Here is a 16,656-nt window from a genome sequence, read left to right on the forward strand (position 1 = left end):
TTTTTCAATCACGATCAACCTGCCAAACCGAAACAAGACCGTCAAGAAACAACTTTTCGCCGGTCAGCTTTTCGATCGTCGGTTGAAGATCGAGCGGCAGCCCGAAGACGGAACGTGCAAAATCACGCGCGCTGCTGCCGATCCACGAAATCCCCGAGCGCTTCACCGCCTCGTAGTCGACGAAGGGCAGATCGGCGGGCACCTTGCGCTCGTCGAGATAGGCGCGAATCTCCTCCGGGCCGCCGAGCTTGTCGACGAGCTTGGCGGCCAGCGCCTGGCGGCCGGTGAAAATGCTGCCGTCGGCAAGGCGCAGCACCTGGTCGCGCGGCAGCTTGCGGCGTTCGACGACGAGGTCGACGAACCAGTCGTAGCTGTCCATCACCATGGCGCGGATCATCGTCTTCGCTTCCTCGCTTGCCGGGTGGAACGGCGAGGGCTCGGCCTTCAGCGGCGCGGATTTGATTTCTTCGAGCGAGACGCCGATCTTGTCCATCAGCTCCTTCATCTGCGGATACTGGAAGAGCACGCCGATCGAGCCGGTGATCGAACTTTCGCCGGCTATGATCGTGTCGCCGGCGGTCGCGATCATATAGCCGGCGGAGGCGGCGAGCGTGCGCACGTCCGAGACGACCGGCTTCTTTTCCGCCACCTTGCGCAGCGCCTTGAAGATGACCTCGCCGCCATAGGTGGTGCCTCCCGGCGACGAGATCGTCACGACGAGCGCCTTCGCCCGGTCGTTGCGGGCGATGCGGTCGAGGCGCTCCAGCAGCTCGGCATCGTCCTGGATGATGCCGGAAATGCTGACCCGCGCGATATGGTCACGCGCCCCGCTGCCCGGCCAGCGCCAGGCGGCGGCCGCAAGAATGACGGCAAGCGCGATCAGAACGGCGACGACCCGCCAGAAGGTGAGCTTGCGGCGCAGTTGCCGGCGGTCGGCGATGGCGGAGTGATCCATTCCCTGTCCTCGATGCTGGCGCCCCTAGACTTTCAGGTGGCTTGCCGAAGGCCCTATCGATATGGCATTCCAGAAGCAAATGGCAATTCGTCGCTGAACTTTCTTGGGCAGACATTGTTTGTTCAGGAATAATCGCCATATGGGGCCCGTTATCCGAGGGTCCCTCGTTTCGCAGCGAAGGCCATATCGGCAAGATATTTAGCAGGTACAATGCTGGACACCGTGGCAGAAGCACCGATGGGTGCACAGGGCACAGGCGTATCCGCCGCGGCTTATCGCCTCGCGACGCGGCATTCCGCGCGCGTGCGCTTCCTGAAAGTCGCGCTGCCGGTCGCCGCCATCATCGTCGCCGTGGTCTTCGTCATCGTCTCGATCGTGCGCACCTATCTGCCCACCGAATTGCAGGTCGAAAGCGCCTCCATCGAAGACGGCAAGATCGTGATGCGCAATCCGGCGATCTCCGGGCGCAACAATGACGGCATCAGCTATTCGATGAAGGCCGAGCGGGCGCTGCAGGACATGAAGCAGCCGGACGTGCTGACATTGGAAAACATCAAGGCCAAGGTGCCGGTCAACGAGAGCACGATTGCCGAGGTCGTGGCCGCCACCGGCGTCTACGATCGGGGCAAGAACCTGCTCGACATGATCGCCCCCTTCACCATCAGCCTCAACACCGGCCTCGAAGCCGCCTTCCGCTCCGCCCATCTCGATATCGACGGCGGCAACATGTCGACGCAGGAGCCGGTTTCCATCCGCTCGCGCGAAGCATCCATTGTTGCGCAGTCGCTGAGAATGACGGATAAAGGCCGGATCGTCGTCTTCGAGGGCAAGGTCGTCGTCGACGTCGATCCTGCCGCCATCCGCAACCGAGAAAAGTAAGAGCGCCATGTTCGCCACTCTCTCCGCCCCGCTCCGGGCCGCCAGCATCTTCGTTCTTGCCACAAGCCTCACGCTGATCTCGGTTCCCGCGGGCGCCCAGCAGACGTCGAGCCGCATGAAGGGCATGCAGCTATCGAACGACCAGCCGATCCAGATCCAGAGCGACAAGCTCGAGATCCGCGACCAGGAGAACAAGGCCGAATTTTCCGGCAATGTGAAGGTCGTGCAGGGCACGACGACGCTCCAGGCCGGCAAGATGATCGTCTACTACGCCGCCGGCGGGCAGGGTTCCGTGGCGAGCGGCGACGCGGATATCGAGAAGATCGACGTTTCGGAAAAGGTCTATCTCAAGTCCGGCACGCAGGAAGCGACCGCCGATACCGGCACCTTCAACCTGGTGAACGAGACGCTTCTGCTCAAGGGCGAGAAGGTCGTGCTGTCGGAAGGCAAGAACGTCTTCGTCGGCTGCCAGCTGCTCGTCACCATGCGCACCGGCGAAGCCAAGCTCGATGCCTGCGGCGGCCGCGTCATGATCCAGCTCGACCCGAAGTCGCGCAAGACCACGAATTGAGATAGCGTTCCCAGGTGTCTTCCTCTTTGCTCACCCGCCTGACGCGCCGTCCCAAGAAGGCTGCGCAGGAGCACCAGCGTACCGCCGATCTTTCGCGCTACGAAGGGACCCTCATTGCCCGCGGGTTGACCAAGACCTATCGCGACCGGCGCGTCGTCAACGGCGTGTCGCTGGTCGTGCGGCGCGGCGAGGCCGTCGGCCTGCTCGGCCCGAACGGTGCGGGCAAGACGACCTGTTTCTACATGATCACCGGCCTCGTGCCGGTCGATGAAGGCTCGATCGAGATCAACGGCAACGACGTCACGACCATGCCGATGTATCGCCGCGCCCGCCTCGGCGTCGGCTACCTGCCGCAGGAAGCCTCGATCTTTCGCGGGCTAACGGTCGAGGAGAACATCCGCGCCGTGCTGGAAGTGCACGACAAGGACAAGGCGCAGCGCGAGAAGAAGCTCGACAGCCTGCTTGCCGAATTCTCGATCTCGCATCTGAGGAAAGCGCCGGCCATCTCGCTGTCCGGCGGTGAACGCCGCCGCCTGGAAATCGCCCGCGCGCTCGCCACCGACCCGACCTTCATGCTGCTCGACGAACCCTTTGCCGGTGTCGATCCCATCTCGGTCGCCGACATCCAGGCGCTGGTGCGCCATCTCACCTCGCGCGGCATCGGCGTGCTCATCACCGATCACAATGTGCGCGAGACGCTCGGCCTCATCGACCGGGCCTATATCATCCATGCCGGCGAAGTGCTGACGCATGGCCGGGCGAACGATATCGTCGCCAATCCGGATGTGCGCCGCCTCTATCTCGGCGACAATTTCAGCCTCTGACGCATAAAGCGCGGCTGGCGCTTGACCAAACTCCTCAAAAAAGCAATTTTTGGGCCAGTTGGAATTTGCACCCGTCCTGGACGGGTTTCCCGGGGAGTAGAGCGTCCGCATGGCACTCGCAGCCAGCCTTTTCCTGCGCCAAAGCCAGTCGCTGGTGATGACACCGCAGCTGATGCAGTCGATCCAGCTATTGCAGATGACGCATCTGGAGCTGAACCAGTTCATCGAGCAGGAGCTGGAAAAAAATCCGCTGCTCGAAGTGGTTTCCGGCGACGAGGGCGCACGCGACGACGAGCGCGGCGCCGATGCCTATTCCTTGCCCAACGAGGACCGCACGCGTGCCGAAGATGTGGGCGGCGAGGAGGGTTTTCAGCCCGACCTCTACGATTCCGCCACGGCGAGTGCCGGAAGCGCGTCCGACACGAGCGACGCCGGCCTCGACAACATGTTTCCCGACGATGCCGGACCGCGTGCGGCCGATGCGCCGGAACTCCTCGGCCAGTGGAAATCCATGCCCGGCAGCGAGGGTGGCGAAGGTTATGACCTCGACGACTTCGTGGCGGGCCGCGAGACGCTGCGCGACGTTCTTGGCGCGCAGATCCCCTTCCTGCTCGCCGATCCGATCGACCGGCTGGTCGCCCAGCATCTCGTCGACCAGCTCGATGAAGCCGGCTACCTGCAAGGCAGCACCGCCGAGACGGCACTCAGGCTCGGCAAGCCCGTCGCCGAGGTCGACCGGGTGCTCTACAGGCTCCAGGAGCTCGATCCGCCCGGCGTCTTCGCCCGCTCGCTCAGCGAATGCCTCGCCATCCAGCTGCGCGCCCGCGACCGGTTCGATCCGGCCATGGCCACGCTGATCGACAATCTCGAACTTCTCGCCCGGCGCGACTTCGCGACGCTGAAGAAGCTGTGCGGCGTCAACGAGGAAGACCTGCTCGACATGCTGGCGGAGATCCGCAAGCTCGACCCGAAGCCCGGCACGCGCTACGAAACGAGCGCCTCGGAGGCCGTGGTGCCGGATATCGTCGTGCGCGCAGCACCGGACGGCACCTGGCATGTCGAACTCAATGCCGACACCCTGCCACGCGTGCTCGTCAACCGGGAATACTACGCCGCCGTCTCCAGCCGCACGAGCCGCGACAGCGAGGACCAGGGTTTCCTCAACGAATGCCTGCAGACGGCCAACTGGCTGACGCGCAGCCTCGACCAGCGCGCCCGCACCATCATGAAGGTGGCGACCGAGATCGTGCGCCAGCAGGACGCCTTCCTGATGCACGGCGTCGATCACCTGCGGCCGTTGAACCTGAAGACGATCGCCGAGGCGATCAAGATGCACGAATCGACGGTGAGCCGCGTCACCTCGAACAAGTTCATGCTGACGCCGCGCGGCCTGTTCGAGCTCAAATATTTCTTCACGGTGTCGATCGGCTCGGCCGAGGGCGGCGATTCGCATTCGGCCGAGAGCGTGCGCCACCGCATCCGTACGATGATCGCCCAGGAGCAGCCGGATGCGGTGCTGTCGGACGACGACATCGTCGACGTGCTGCGCAAGGGCGGCGTCGATCTTGCCCGCCGCACGGTCGCGAAATATCGCGAAGCGATGAACATCCCCTCCTCCGTGCAGCGCCGGCGCGAAAAACGGGCGCATGCGAAAGCGGCCGCCTCCTGAAACAAAGCCGGGAGAACCGGCGTTTGAGGACATGAGAAGTTAAGAATGCCTGAATCCGCCAATTGACTTCGCAGCTGGAACGGGCTAATGCGCGGCCCAATTCTGAAGAGAAGAAGGCCGGAATTCCAGACATATCCCCACTTTTCTGCCGTATGCGAGGCAAATTGCATCGCCTGCGTGAAACGCTTGGAACGTGGGTAAGGTTGGAATAGACTGTTGCGCGCAAATCACGAACGAGAGGAAACCTCCATGAGTGTGCGTGTATCCGGTAAACATATGGAAATCGGCGAAACTTTCCGTCAACGCATTGAAGACCAGGTCGGAGAGGCCGTAACCAAATATTTCGACGGAGGATATTCGAGCCAGGTCACCGTAGAGAAAGCGGGATCGCGGTACAGCGCCGACTGCAAGATCCACCTTGATACGGGAATGGCCTTGCAGGCGAATGGCGAAGCAAACGATCCCCTGGTGGCCTTCCAATCGGCTTCCGAACGGATCGAGAAACGCCTGCGCCGCTACAAGCGCAAACTCAAGGCACACCACAACGGCAATGGTCACGATGCCTTTGCAGAAGTGGCCTACACGGTGATGGATTCGGTCCCCGACGAAGAGGATGAACTTCCCGAGGACTACGCGCCGACCATCGTCGCGGAAAGCACGAAGAAACTGAGGACGATGTCCGTCGCAAGCGCCGTCATGGCGCTCGACATGACCGACGAACCGGTTCTTCTCTTCCGCAGCGCCGGATCGGAGCAGCTCAATATCGTCTACCGACGCAACGACGGAAATATTGGCTGGATCGATGCAGCCAATATCAAAGGCTGAGTGACGGGAGCGTGGTGCCGGAAACCGGCACCACGTTTCTTCAACCCCTTCACCCGCCTCACGAGGACAAAAGCATGGCATTGGCAGGTTTGCTGCAGCAAAGTGCGATTATTCCGGCGATGAAGGCCAATTCCAAGAAGCAGCTGCTTCAGGAACTGGCGACAAAAGCGGCAAAGATCACCGGGATTCCGGAGCGCGAGATCTTCGACGTCATTCTTCAGCGCGAGCGACTGGGCTCCACCGGCGTGGGCAATGGCATCGCCATCCCGCACGGCAAGCTGAAGGAGCTTTCGCAGATCACCGGCCTCTTCGCGAGGCTCGAGACCCCTGTGGACTTCGAGGCGTTGGACGACCAGCCGGTCGACCTCGTCTTCCTGCTTCTGGCCCCGGAAGGTGCCGGTGCGGACCATCTGAAGGCGCTGTCGCGCATCGCCCGCGTTCTGCGCGACCCGGCGATGGTGGCGAAGCTGCGCGCCTCCGACAGCGAGAGCGCCATCTACGCGTGCCTGAGCGAGGAACAGGCGTCGAACGCCGCCTGAACGATCTTCATCAATTCGCATAAAAAAACCGGCGGTTTTGCGACCGCCGGTTTTTCTTTTTGCGAAAGGGAACGATCAGGCCTGGGCGGCGCTGGTCTCGCCCGCGGGCGCCTTGGGGCCGCCCTTGGAGACGCCGACCATGGCGGGGCGCAACACCCGCTCGCCAATGACGAAACCGGCCTGCACGACCTGTACGACCGTGTTGTTGGCGATCTCCGGGTTTGGCACCTCGAACATCGCCTGGTGGAAGTTCGGATCGAACTTCTCGCCGACCGGCTCGAGCTTGCGCACGCCGTGGCGTTCAAGGGCTGAGAGCATCGAGCGCTCGGTCATCTCGACGCCTTCCACCAATGCCTTGAAGCCGGCATCGCCGCTTTCCAGCGCATCGGCCGGAATGGCGTCCAGCGCGCGGCGCAGGTTGTCGGACACGGCCAGCATGTCGCGCGCAAAACCGGCGACGGAATAGGATTTTGCATCCTTCACGTCGCGCTCGGTGCGGCGGCGCAGGTTGTCCATCTCGGCGGCGAGGCGGAGATACCGGTCCCTGAGGTCGGCATTTTCCGTGCGCAGCACGTCCACCGGATCCGGCTCCGCCGGGGCATCGGCCTCGATGGTCAGCTCTTCCAGGGCGGACGCTTCTGCGGTGACGTTGTCTTCTACCGCTTCGTCAGGTCCGTGTTTCTTGTTCTCGTCGGTCATGACGTACTCCGAATTGTATTTTGAGGTTTGCGCCCGATATCGAGCTTTGAGCCCGAAAAATCAAGGGCCGATGGCCGGATTGCCGGGGTTCAGCGCGAAAGCCGCGACATGAGCTGGGCCGTATAGTCCACCATGGGCACGATACGGGAATAGTTGAGCCGCGTCGGTCCGATGACGCCGACGGCGCCGACGATCTTTTCCTCGCTGTCGCGATAGGGCGCGACGATGAGCGAGGAGCCGGACAGCGAGAAGAGCTTGTTTTCCGAGCCGATGAAGATGCGCACGCCCGGGCCCGTCTCGGCCAGGTTGAGAAGCTCGATCAGGCCGTCCTTGCGCTCCAGGTCGTCGAACAGCATGCGCAGGCGATCGATATCCTCCGCGCCTGCAAGCCCTTCGAGCAGGTTCGCCCGGCCGCGCACGATGAGCCGCGTCGGCTTGCCCTCGTCGAAGCCGCCGGACCAGACCATCAGTCCGCGCTCGACGAGGTCCTGCGACAGCTTGTCCAGCTCGACGCTGATCTCGCCGCGCAGGCGCTCCAGCTGCGCGCGCGCCTCGACCAGCGTGTTGCCGGCGAGATGCGCGTTGAGGAAATTGGCGGCCTCGGTGAGCTGCGAGCCGGTGACGCCCGCCGGCAGCTCGATGATGCGGTTTTCCACCTGGTCGTGATCGCCGACGAGCACCACGAGCGCCTTGGTCGGCTCCAGCCGGATGAATTCGACATGTTTCAGCACGGCGTCGTTCTTGGTGGTGATGACGAGGCCGGCGCCGCGCGACATGCCGGACAGCGCCTGGCTCGCCTCGTTCATCAGGGTCTCGACGGCCGAATGTTTCTGGCCGTGCGGGCGCACATGGCGCTCGATCGAGGCGCGATCCTCCGCCGAAATATTGCCCACCTGCATGAAGGCATCGACGAAGAAGCGCAGACCCAGCTGCGTCGGCAGGCGGCCGGCGCTGATATGCGGCGAGTAGATGAGGCCGAGTTCTTCCAGGTCGCTCATCACATTGCGCACGGAGGCGGGCGAGAGCGACATCGGCAGGATGCGCGACAGGTTGCGCGAGCCGAGCGGCTCGCCGCTTTCCAGATAGCTTTCGACGATGCGACGGAAGATCTCACCCGAACGCTCGTCGAGCGCCGCCTGACTTTCAGGACCCGGAGATCTATTCAAAACCATCTTCTCGCTGCAAACCCTGTTATCCGACTGGAATATAGTGATTTCGCGGGTAAGCGCAAAACGGATTTTCCCTGGCGTCGCGGCATCGGCATTCCCTCGCCTGACGAACTGGTCTAAAGCACTTCCCACATATCTCAATGAGGAGTTCGCAATGCGGCCGTCCGGCAGAAAAACCGATCAGATGCGCAAGGTTTCCTTCGAGCGCAACATCTCCAAACATGCCGAAGGCTCCTGTCTCGTCAAGTTCGGCGACACGCATGTGCTCGTCACCGCCAGCCTGGAAGACAAGACGCCGCCGTGGCTGCGCAACAGCGGCAAGGGCTGGGTGACGGCCGAATACGGCATGCTGCCGCGCGCCACCGGCGACCGCATGCGCCGCGAAGCCGCAGCCGGCAAGCAGGGCGGCCGTACGCAGGAAATCCAGCGCCTCATCGGCCGGTCGCTGCGCGCCATCGTCGATCTGGAAGCGCTCGGCGAACGCCAGATCACCGTCGACTGCGACGTCATCCAGGCAGACGGCGGCACCCGCACCGCCTCCATCACCGGCGCCTTCATCGCGCTGCATGACTGCCTGAAGTGGATGGAAGCGCGCAACATGATCAAGGTCGAGAAGGTCCTGAAGGACCATGTCGCCGCGATCTCCTGCGGCATCTTCGCCGCGCAGTCGGTGATCGACCTCGACTATCTCGAGGATTCCGCCGCCGAGACGGACGCCAACTTCGTCATGACCGGCTCCGGCGGCATCGTCGAGATCCAGGGCACCGCCGAGGGCAAGCCGTTCACGGAAGAGGAATTCTCCTCCCTGATGGTGCTCGCCCGCAACGGCATTGCCGAACTGGTCGAGATGCAGAAGCAGGCGATCGCCTGAGATAGGTTTGCCCATGGCCGCCGCGCTCGAAGGGATACTCGAAACCGCGCTCTATGCGGACGACCTCGACGCGGCGGAAGCCTTTTACGGCGACCTGCTCGGGCTGGCAAAGATCACGCGGCAGGCAAACCGCCACGTCTTCTTCCGCTGCGGCCCCGGCGTTCTCCTGATCTTCAATCCGCAGGAGACCGTCGTTCCGCCGCCGCCCCATGCCTTTCCCGTGCCGGTGCACGGCGCGACGGGACCGGGCCATGTCTGCTTTCGCGTTCCCGGGCCGGAGCTTGATTTCTGGGTGGAAAAGCTCGTAGAAGCCGGCATCACCATCGAAGCGGATTTCTGTTGGCCGAACGGCGCCCGCTCCATCTATTTCCGCGACCCCGCCGGCAACAGCCTCGAATGTGCCGAGCCCGGCCTCTGGAACATCGCTTAGGACCCTTATGCGCAAGCTCGACACCAAGACGATCGTCGTCGCCAGCCACAATGCGGGAAAGATCCGCGAGATCGAGGACCTGATCGGCCCCTTCGGCTTCTCCGCCAAGTCGGCCGCCGAATTGAACTTCGAGGAGCCGGACGAGACCGGCACGACCTTTGAGGAGAACGCGACGATCAAGGCGCTCGCCTCGGCCAAGGCCTCCGGCCTGCCCGCCCTTTCGGATGATTCCGGCCTCGTCGTCGATGCGCTCGACGGCGCGCCCGGCGTCTACACGGCGAACTGGGCGGAGACGGCGAACGGCACGCGCGACTTCGCCATGGCCATGGAGAAGGTGGAGAAGGCGCTGGCCGAAAAGGGTGTGAGCGAGGCCAGGGATCGCACGGCACGTTTCGTCTCCGTGCTCTGCCTTGCCTGGCCGGACGGCCATACGGAACTCTTCCGCGGCGAGGTCGAAGGCCAGGTCGTCTGGCCGCCGCGTGGAACGCAGGGTTTCGGTTACGACCCGGTCTTCCAGCCCGAGGGTTACGAGACGACCTTCGGCGAGATGAGCGCTGAGCAAAAACACGGCTGGAAGCCGGGCGACGCGGCAGCACTGTCGCACCGCGCCCGCGCCTTCAAGATCTTCGTCGAAACCTGCCTGACGGCCTGAGGCAAAATGACGGCGGTGCCCCTCGACATCAGGCAGAGCTTTGGGCCGGACCTCGCCGAGCCCGGCTTCGGCATCTATGTGCACTGGCCGTTCTGTGCCGCCAAATGCCCCTATTGCGACTTCAACAGCCATGTGCGCCACCAGCCGGTCGACCAGCCGCGCTTCGTGCAGGCTTTTCTGACCGAAATGGCGACGATGCGCCGCCTCACCGGCTCGCGCACGGTCACCAGCATCTTCATGGGTGGCGGCACGCCGTCGCTGATGGCGCCGGAGACGGTCGACGCGATCCTCAACGGCATCGCCCGCCACTGGCATGTGCCTGACGGCATCGAGATCACCATGGAGGCCAATCCGTCGAGCGTCGAGGCCGAACGTTTTCGCGGTTATCGGGCTGCCGGCGTCAACCGCGTCTCGCTCGGCGTGCAGGCGCTGAACGACCGGGACCTGAAATTCCTCGGCCGGCTGCATGACGTCGCCGATGCGCTGAAGGCGATCCGGCTGGCCCGCGACATCTTCCCGCGCATGTCCTTTGACCTCATCTATGCCCGGCCGAACCAGACGGTGGAGGAGTGGGACCGCGAGCTGAAGGAGGCGGTCTCCTACGCCGTCGACCACCTTTCGCTCTACCAGCTCACCATCGAGGAGGGCACGCCCTTCTACGGCCTGCACAAGGCCGGCAAGCTGATCGTGCCGGATGGCGAACAGTCGGCCGTGCTCTACGAGGCGACGCAGGAGATCACCGAGCGCGAGGGCATGCCGGCCTACGAGGTCTCCAATCATGCCCGCCCCGGCTCCGAAAGCCGCCATAACCTCACCTACTGGCGTTATGGCGACTATGTCGGCATCGGCCCCGGCGCGCATGGCCGCCTGACGACCGGCGGCTCGAAGATCGCGACCGCGACGGAACGCAAGCCGGAAAGCTGGCTGTCGCTGGTCGAGGCCGGGGGCCACGGCATGGTCGACCAGGAATTGTTGGAGCGCGAGGCACAGTCGGACGAGCTGCTGCTGATGGGCCTGCGCCTGAAGGAGGGTGTCGATCTCGCCCGCTGGCAGAGCCTTTCCGGCCGCGATCTGGACCCGGACCGCCAACAGTTCCTCATCGAACACGGTTTCATCGAGCGGCTCGGCAATTCGCGGCTGCGCTGTACGCCGGCCGGCATGCTGATCCTCGACGCCGTCGTCGCCGATCTCGCCTGCTGATCAGTTGCCGGCATCCGAGCCGAGCGGCCGGCGCTTTTCCATGAAGAAACGAAAGAGACGTCCGTCGATCGCCGCAAGGCCGACGGCGATCAGCGCCATGCCGGCAAAGTGTTTTGGCGCCAGCATCTCGCCCAGCACCAGCGCGCCGAGCAGGATGGCGCTGACCGGGATCAGGAAAGTGACGAGCATCAGGTTCGTGGCGCCTGCCGTCGCAAGGATGCGGAAGAAGATGACATAGGCGAGCGCGGTGGCGAGGAAGGCGAGGCCGAACAGCGCTATCCAAGCTTCCGCCGAGGGCATGGCGAGCGTCCATGGCCGGTCGACGATCAAGGCGACCGGCAGCATCAGAGCCGCAGACGTGGTGACCTGCCCGGCGGCCGGCAGCAGCGGCGGCAGGCCCATGCGGCGGAAGCGGCGGCCGAAAATGCCGGCGATCGAATAGGAGACGGCGCCGCCAAGCACGGCGAGCTGTGCCAGCACGTTCGTGCCGAGATCGGACAGCACCGACGGGCCGATCATCAGGGCCACGCCCGCAAAACCCACCAACACGCCGATGAGCCGGCTACCGGTCATCTTCTCGTCCTGCGTCAGCAGATGGGCGGCGATCACCGCGAAGAGTGGGGTCGTGGCGTTGAGGATAGAGGCGAGGCCGCTCGCAATATGCGTCTGGCCCCAGACGATCAGCGAGAAGGGGATGATGTTGTTGAGCACGCCCATGCCGAGAAAGGCGAGCCAGACTTCACGGCTCTTCGGAATGGCATGGCCGGAGAGCCGCACGATCGTCCAGAGCGCCATCGCCGCAAGCGCCACGCGCAGCGCGACGATGGTGAGCGTCGGCAGCTCGCGCACGAGGATGCCGTTGAACAGGAACGAGCCGCCCCAGAGCAGCGACAGGGCGATGAGCAAGGCCCATTCGCGGGCGGACATTTGATGGCTAGCCATGACGGCCTCCTACGGGATTTTTTCTAAACCGAGCGATGGGACCGAGTGCAAGAACCCGGCAGTTGCGCTATCATTCCGGTTATTTCCCTCTGGTACAAACGATCATATTTCGACAATTCAGCGAGGAAAACTAAACCATGAGCGGCCGTCTTCCCTCTCTGTCTGGCCTGCGCGCCTTCGAGGCGGCAGCGCGCCACCTGAGCGTCACGCTTGCCGCCGGCGAGCTCAACGTGACACCCGGCGCCGTGAGCCTGCAGATCCGCGACCTCGAACAAACGCTCGGCGTGCAGCTCTTCGAGCGGCGGCCGCGACGACTTTCGCTGACGGAGGATGGCGAGGGTTACTTCAAGGCAATGCGCTCGGCCTTTCGCCTGATGCGCGAGGCGACCGACGAGCTTCTCGCCCGCGCCCGCCCGGCGACGCTGTCGATCAGCTGCACGCCGACCTTTGCCGCCCAATGGCTCGTGCCGCGGCTGCCGCATTTCGAAGAGCGCTTTCCCGGCCTCGACATCCGCATCAGCGCCTCGAACCGCCTAGTCGATTTCGTGCGCGACGGGGTCGATATCGCGATCCGGCACGGGTTCGGCCGCTATGAGGGCCTCGTCAGCGAACGGCTGCTCGACGACAACCTCGTGCCCGTCATCGCCCCGGCGTTGCGCGAAACCGTGCCGCTCGACGAGCCGGCCGATCTCGCCAACCATATATTGATCCACGACGTACACCGGCAGGACTGGCGGCTCTGGCTGGAGGCGATGGGCGTCACCGGCATCGACGCGATGCGCGGCCCCGTCTTCACCGACAGCAATGGCGCGATCGAGGCGGCCAAGGCGGGCGACGGGGTGGCGCTGGTGCGGCTTTCGCTGGTGGCGCGGGAAATCCAGGAGCGGCGGCTGGTCGCGCCCTTTTCGCGCGGCGTGTCGACGGGGCTCGCCTATTACATCGTCTATCCGCCGGGCGCGCTCGACCGGCCAGCCGTCACGGCGCTGCGCCAATGGCTGACCGACGAGGCACGGGCGGTGCGCGGCAGCTGACGCGCGGCGTCAATCGGCAAAGGTTTCCATCCGTTGCAGGTAGGGCGTGAAGCCTGCCCGCGCGTAGGTCGCCTGCGCCTTCGCATGGTCGTTCGTATCGGTGTGCAGCCAGATGCGCCGCGTCGCCTTCCGCCACGTCGCCCTGAGCGCCGTATCCAGCAGGAAAGGACCAAGCCGCCGGCCATAGGCCGCCGGAACGAGGCCGAAATGCACCAGCTCGATGTCCTGCTCGTTGGCGGCATCGAATTCGCAGAGGCCGACCGGTTGCCCCTTCTCGCGCAGAACGAAGATGATCGTCGACGGAGCGGACAGGAGTTGCGCCAATGCGTCCTGTGGCATGCGCAGCCGCTGGTCCCAGGTCCACGGCTCGCCGATGGTGCGATAGAGCGACAGGTAGTCCTCCAGGGAAAGGCGCTCCGCGCCGACTTCCAGATCGGCACTTGGGGCCGGCAGCACCGGCCGCTCCGACGGCGGTGTGCAGAGTTCCATATAGGTGACGAGCAGGTCCATGCCGGCGTCTCATTCGTTCTGCCAAAAGCAGAACGCCGTGCGCGACCCGAAAGGACGGCACAGCGTTCAGAGCTGTCGAAGGGGCGTGAACGCCCTATTCGTTGATCAGGCGCTTCAGGAGCTCGATCTCATGGCTGAGCTTGGTATCACCTGAGATCAGTTCCTCGATCTTGCGCACGGCGTGCAGCACGGTCGTGTGGTCGCGACCGCCGAAGCGGCGGCCGATTTCCGGGAAGGAGCGCGGCGTCAGCGTCTTGGACAGATACATGGCGATCTGGCGCGGCTTGACGATGACGCGCGTACGGCGGTTCGAGACCAGCTCCTGGCGCGAGACATTGTAGTGTTTCGCCACCACGCGCTGGATGTCCTCGATGCGCACGCGGCGCGGCTCGCCGGCGGCGACAAGATGGCCGAGCAGTTCGTCGACGCGCTCGATCGTCAGGTTCGGCTCAAAGGAGCGGCGGAAGAGCAGCTGGTTGAAGGCGCCTTCCAGCTCGCGGCCGCTGGCCGTGATGTTGCGCGCGACGTGGCTGAGGATCTCGACCGGAATATCGAGCGACTGGTCTTCCTGCTGGGCGGCCGCAAGGCGGCGCTTGAGGATTTCCAGGCGCATTTCGTAATCCGGCGCTTCCATTTCGATGGCGACGCCGCCCTGGAGACGCGAGCGAACCCGCGGATCGAGCGATTCCAGTTCCCAGGGTGCGCGGTCGGCAGCGACCACGACCTGCTTGGCGGAATCGAGCAGCATGTTGAGCAGGTGGCAGAACTCGTTCTGGATCGAATTGCCCTGCAGGAACTGCATGTCGTCGATGATCAGGAGGTCGATGTTGCGCAGCGTCTCCTTGAGGGAGAGCGCATCATTGTCGCGGATGGCGGTCGCGAAACGCCACATGAAATATTCGGCCGTCAGGTAGACGACGCGCGGGTTGCGGGCACTGGACAGCGCGCCGAGCGCGATCGCCTGGAGAAGGTGCGTCTTGCCGAGGCCGACGCTCGAATGCACGAAGAGCGGGTTGAAGCGCACGGCGCCGGCACCGGCTTCCGCGATCGTGCGGGCTGCGGCAAGGGCGACGCGGTTCGACGTGCCCTCGACGAAGGCATCGAACGTATAACGCTGGTCGAGCGGCGAGCCGAAGAGCGGACCGGAATGCTGGCGCGGCTGGGCCGCCGCAGTGACGGAAGCGGCCGCACTGGCGACAGGCTGCGGGCCACCGGCCGGACGGCGCGACGACTGCACCTGCGGCGCGGGCTCGACGGCAATGGCCTCGTCGACGGAACCCGGGCGCACGCCACGGGTCGCGGTGCGCACCAGGATCTCCACCTTGAGGATTTCGGCATCCTCCTGCTGGAACAGGCTGGTGATGAGATCGAGATAACGATTGTTGATCCACGACTTCAGGAACGTCGTCGGCACCGAAAGGCGCACCACGCTCTTGGAAACGGAATGGATCTTCAACCGGCCGAACCAGCTCGCGAAGACGTCCGGACCAACCTGCGCTTTGAGGCGCGCACTGACCCGTTCGAAAATCGCGTCCTGCTTCATATCGGATGGAACCCCCGCCGCCTGCACCCCTTCTGGTGGGAGCGCCTTTAGTGCATTTTCCCCGTTTGCGAATGCACCAGCTGTTCTGGTGGCCGTATTCACCTGCATCTTGCCGCCTTTCATGCTCAATTCGCCACGTCGGCATTCCTGCCGGCGCCTTTCATGTTTGCCATCTCCCGGCCGTGCCGAGCCAATCGCCCGGTCCGGGATCTGGTGCCCCGATTGAACCGGCCCCCTGCTCCGGCACAATCCTGTTTCCCAAACACAATTCAGGTCGGCACGATCCGGTGTCATACCCGATCCCGCGTTCCCGTCTGTGGCCTCGCCGTGCGCCCCCTCGTAGAGCGTCCAGCGGGCATGCCCTCTTCATCGGCAGCCGTCCTCACAGCTGCAACCGGCACAATCAATAGTCGCAAAAACTCACTGCCAGAGTGCCAGGGGCACCTGGGGCAAGCGTTGCCGGTTTGATGATTTTACGAAGCGGAGCCGCTCCGTCACAGGGAACAAACAACCACCGCTGCCTTGTGAGACAGTCTTGTCGGCGATCATTTTCAGGCTTGTTTCCGTGCCCCCTGTGGAAAGCATTTAGGCAGGATCAGGTAGCAAGATCAATCACGAATTTTACGCAAAATTAAGGGGCGGGCGTTGACTCGCAGAGGGCTTCCTGACTCGGAATCAGCTTTCCCGTGGAGAATCTGTTAGGAATCAATGGCTTTGTTTTCGGGTTGTTTTCGGAAGGGCTGGAAAACGAAAAAAATAAAAATTCGCTTGACTCAAATTGCTGTCAAACTCCCGCAACGAAAGGGGGAGCAAGACCACCCAACCTCCCGCAAGTAACTGAATTTAAAGGAATTTTTTCGTCACTGTTTTGACAAGATCGAGCCTTGCACATTAACCATAGCAGGGTCGAAAAACCAAAGAAAAAGCCCGGTGCGAGCACCGGGCTTTTTCTAATATTGCATAGCTCGACGGGTCGATCAGGCCGACATCGTCTTCACGCGGCTCGCCAGACGCGAAACCTTGCGGGATGCTGTGTTGGAATGGAGCACCCCGCGGGTCGCGGCGCGCATCAGTTCCGGCTGGGCTGCCTTGAGGGCGGCGGCGGCCTGAACCTGGTCACCGGAGGCGATTGCCTCCTCGACCTTGCGGATGAAGTTGCGGACGCGCGAGCGGCGCGACTTGTTGACTGCGGTGCGCGCGGCGATCTTGCGGGTCGCCTTCTTTGCCGAGGTTGTATTGGCCATCTATGCCTCTCTTCAGAAATCTGACACAAACTCCGCCCTCGCCGTGCCGGGTCACTGCGACCTGTCATCAAAGCAATTCGGGAGCAATATCGGAAAACCTCAG

The 16,656-nt window shown here is 63.6% G+C and carries 18 protein-coding genes; 11 read left to right on the top strand and 7 right to left on the bottom strand.

The genetic code is table 11. The features are described from left to right. Positions 1-4: 4 nt before the first annotated feature. The gene (gene sppA, locus AC1RWL_RS15080; RefSeq protein WP_435266727.1) at positions 5-955 is read right to left on the bottom strand and encodes a signal peptide peptidase SppA; all 951 of its coding nucleotides are present in this window, start codon (positions 953-955) and stop codon (positions 5-7) included. A 210-nt stretch (positions 956-1,165) separates the two neighbouring features. On the opposite strand from sppA, the gene lptC reads away from it, so the two are divergent. The 6 genes from lptC to ptsN all read left to right on the top strand — a co-directional run bounded on the left by lptC (position 1,166) and on the right by ptsN (position 6,262). After that, on the top strand, positions 1,166-1,834 hold the full coding sequence (gene lptC / locus AC1RWL_RS15085) for an LPS export ABC transporter periplasmic protein LptC (protein WP_256118094.1): 669 nt from the start codon (positions 1,166-1,168) through the stop codon (positions 1,832-1,834). Between the two features lie 7 nt (positions 1,835-1,841). Then, a complete protein-coding gene (locus tag AC1RWL_RS15090) occupies positions 1,842-2,405 on the top strand; it encodes an LptA/OstA family protein (RefSeq protein ID WP_435266728.1) in 564 nt (187 codons plus the stop codon). A 38-nt stretch (positions 2,406-2,443) separates the two neighbouring features. Further along, entirely contained in the window at positions 2,444-3,229 is a 786-nt protein-coding gene (lptB, locus tag AC1RWL_RS15095) for an LPS export ABC transporter ATP-binding protein (protein ID WP_493095315.1), read from the top strand. A 109-nt stretch (positions 3,230-3,338) separates the two neighbouring features. Then, the gene (gene rpoN, locus AC1RWL_RS15100; RefSeq protein ID WP_256118096.1) at positions 3,339-4,898 is read left to right on the top strand and encodes an RNA polymerase factor sigma-54; all 1,560 of its coding nucleotides are present in this window, start codon (positions 3,339-3,341) and stop codon (positions 4,896-4,898) included. Positions 4,899-5,147: 249 nt separating this feature from the next. Continuing rightward, positions 5,148-5,723 carry a ribosome hibernation-promoting factor, HPF/YfiA family gene (hpf, locus tag AC1RWL_RS15105; protein WP_069060208.1) on the top strand — a complete coding sequence of 192 codons (576 nt, stop codon included), beginning with the start codon at positions 5,148-5,150 and terminating at the stop codon, positions 5,721-5,723. Between the two features lie 74 nt (positions 5,724-5,797). Beyond that, positions 5,798-6,262: a PTS IIA-like nitrogen regulatory protein PtsN gene (gene ptsN / locus AC1RWL_RS15110; RefSeq protein WP_256118098.1), complete on the top strand. Its 465-nt coding sequence runs from the start codon at positions 5,798-5,800 to the stop codon at positions 6,260-6,262. 75 nt (positions 6,263-6,337) lie between these two features. Here the strand turns inward: ptsN and grpE are convergent, their stop codons facing one another. Beyond that, positions 6,338-6,961 (bottom strand): nucleotide exchange factor GrpE, encoded by a 624-nt coding sequence (gene grpE / locus AC1RWL_RS15115; RefSeq protein WP_439625653.1) that lies wholly within the window; start codon positions 6,959-6,961, stop codon positions 6,338-6,340. Positions 6,962-7,050: 89 nt separating this feature from the next. Next, entirely contained in the window at positions 7,051-8,127 is a 1,077-nt protein-coding gene (hrcA, locus tag AC1RWL_RS15120; protein WP_435266730.1) for a heat-inducible transcriptional repressor HrcA, read from the bottom strand. 157 nt (positions 8,128-8,284) lie between these two features. On the opposite strand from hrcA, the gene rph reads away from it, so the two are divergent. The 4 genes from rph to hemW are packed head-to-tail and all read left to right on the top strand — an operon-like array spanning position 8,285 to position 11,283. Further along, positions 8,285-9,001, top strand: coding sequence for a ribonuclease PH (gene rph / locus AC1RWL_RS15125; RefSeq protein ID WP_256118101.1), 717 nt, complete (start codon positions 8,285-8,287; stop codon positions 8,999-9,001). Between the two features lie 13 nt (positions 9,002-9,014). Beyond that, positions 9,015-9,431: a VOC family protein gene (locus tag AC1RWL_RS15130; RefSeq protein ID WP_493095160.1), complete on the top strand. Its 417-nt coding sequence runs from the start codon at positions 9,015-9,017 to the stop codon at positions 9,429-9,431. A gap of 7 nt (positions 9,432-9,438) precedes the next feature. Continuing rightward, a complete protein-coding gene (gene rdgB / locus AC1RWL_RS15135; RefSeq protein WP_493095161.1) occupies positions 9,439-10,083 on the top strand; it encodes an RdgB/HAM1 family non-canonical purine NTP pyrophosphatase in 645 nt (214 codons plus the stop codon). Between the two features lie 6 nt (positions 10,084-10,089). Then, complete coding sequence (hemW, locus tag AC1RWL_RS15140) at positions 10,090-11,283, top strand: radical SAM family heme chaperone HemW (RefSeq protein WP_493095162.1); 1,194 nt, start codon at positions 10,090-10,092, stop codon at positions 11,281-11,283. Here the strand turns inward: hemW and AC1RWL_RS15145 are convergent, their stop codons facing one another. Then, positions 11,284-12,225: a DMT family transporter gene (locus AC1RWL_RS15145; RefSeq protein WP_493095163.1), complete on the bottom strand. Its 942-nt coding sequence runs from the start codon at positions 12,223-12,225 to the stop codon at positions 11,284-11,286. Positions 12,226-12,362: 137 nt separating this feature from the next. On the opposite strand from AC1RWL_RS15145, the gene gcvA reads away from it, so the two are divergent. Continuing rightward, positions 12,363-13,256 carry a transcriptional regulator GcvA gene (gene gcvA / locus AC1RWL_RS15150; RefSeq protein ID WP_493095164.1) on the top strand — a complete coding sequence of 298 codons (894 nt, stop codon included), beginning with the start codon at positions 12,363-12,365 and terminating at the stop codon, positions 13,254-13,256. Between the two features lie 9 nt (positions 13,257-13,265). Here the strand turns inward: gcvA and AC1RWL_RS15155 are convergent, their stop codons facing one another. From AC1RWL_RS15155 to rpsT, 3 genes are all read right to left on the bottom strand, one after another. Then, the gene (locus AC1RWL_RS15155; RefSeq protein WP_493095165.1) at positions 13,266-13,766 is read right to left on the bottom strand and encodes a GNAT family N-acetyltransferase; all 501 of its coding nucleotides are present in this window, start codon (positions 13,764-13,766) and stop codon (positions 13,266-13,268) included. Between the two features lie 94 nt (positions 13,767-13,860). Further along, positions 13,861-15,309, bottom strand: a complete 1,449-nt coding sequence (gene dnaA / locus AC1RWL_RS15160) for a chromosomal replication initiator protein DnaA (protein ID WP_439625667.1) — start codon at positions 15,307-15,309, stop codon at positions 13,861-13,863. 977 nt (positions 15,310-16,286) lie between these two features. Beyond that, positions 16,287-16,553, bottom strand: coding sequence for a 30S ribosomal protein S20 (gene rpsT, locus AC1RWL_RS15165; RefSeq protein ID WP_256118109.1), 267 nt, complete (start codon positions 16,551-16,553; stop codon positions 16,287-16,289). Positions 16,554-16,656 lie beyond the last annotated feature (103 nt).

It is taken from the genome of Shinella sp. GW821-FHT10F02 (assembly GCF_058809275.1).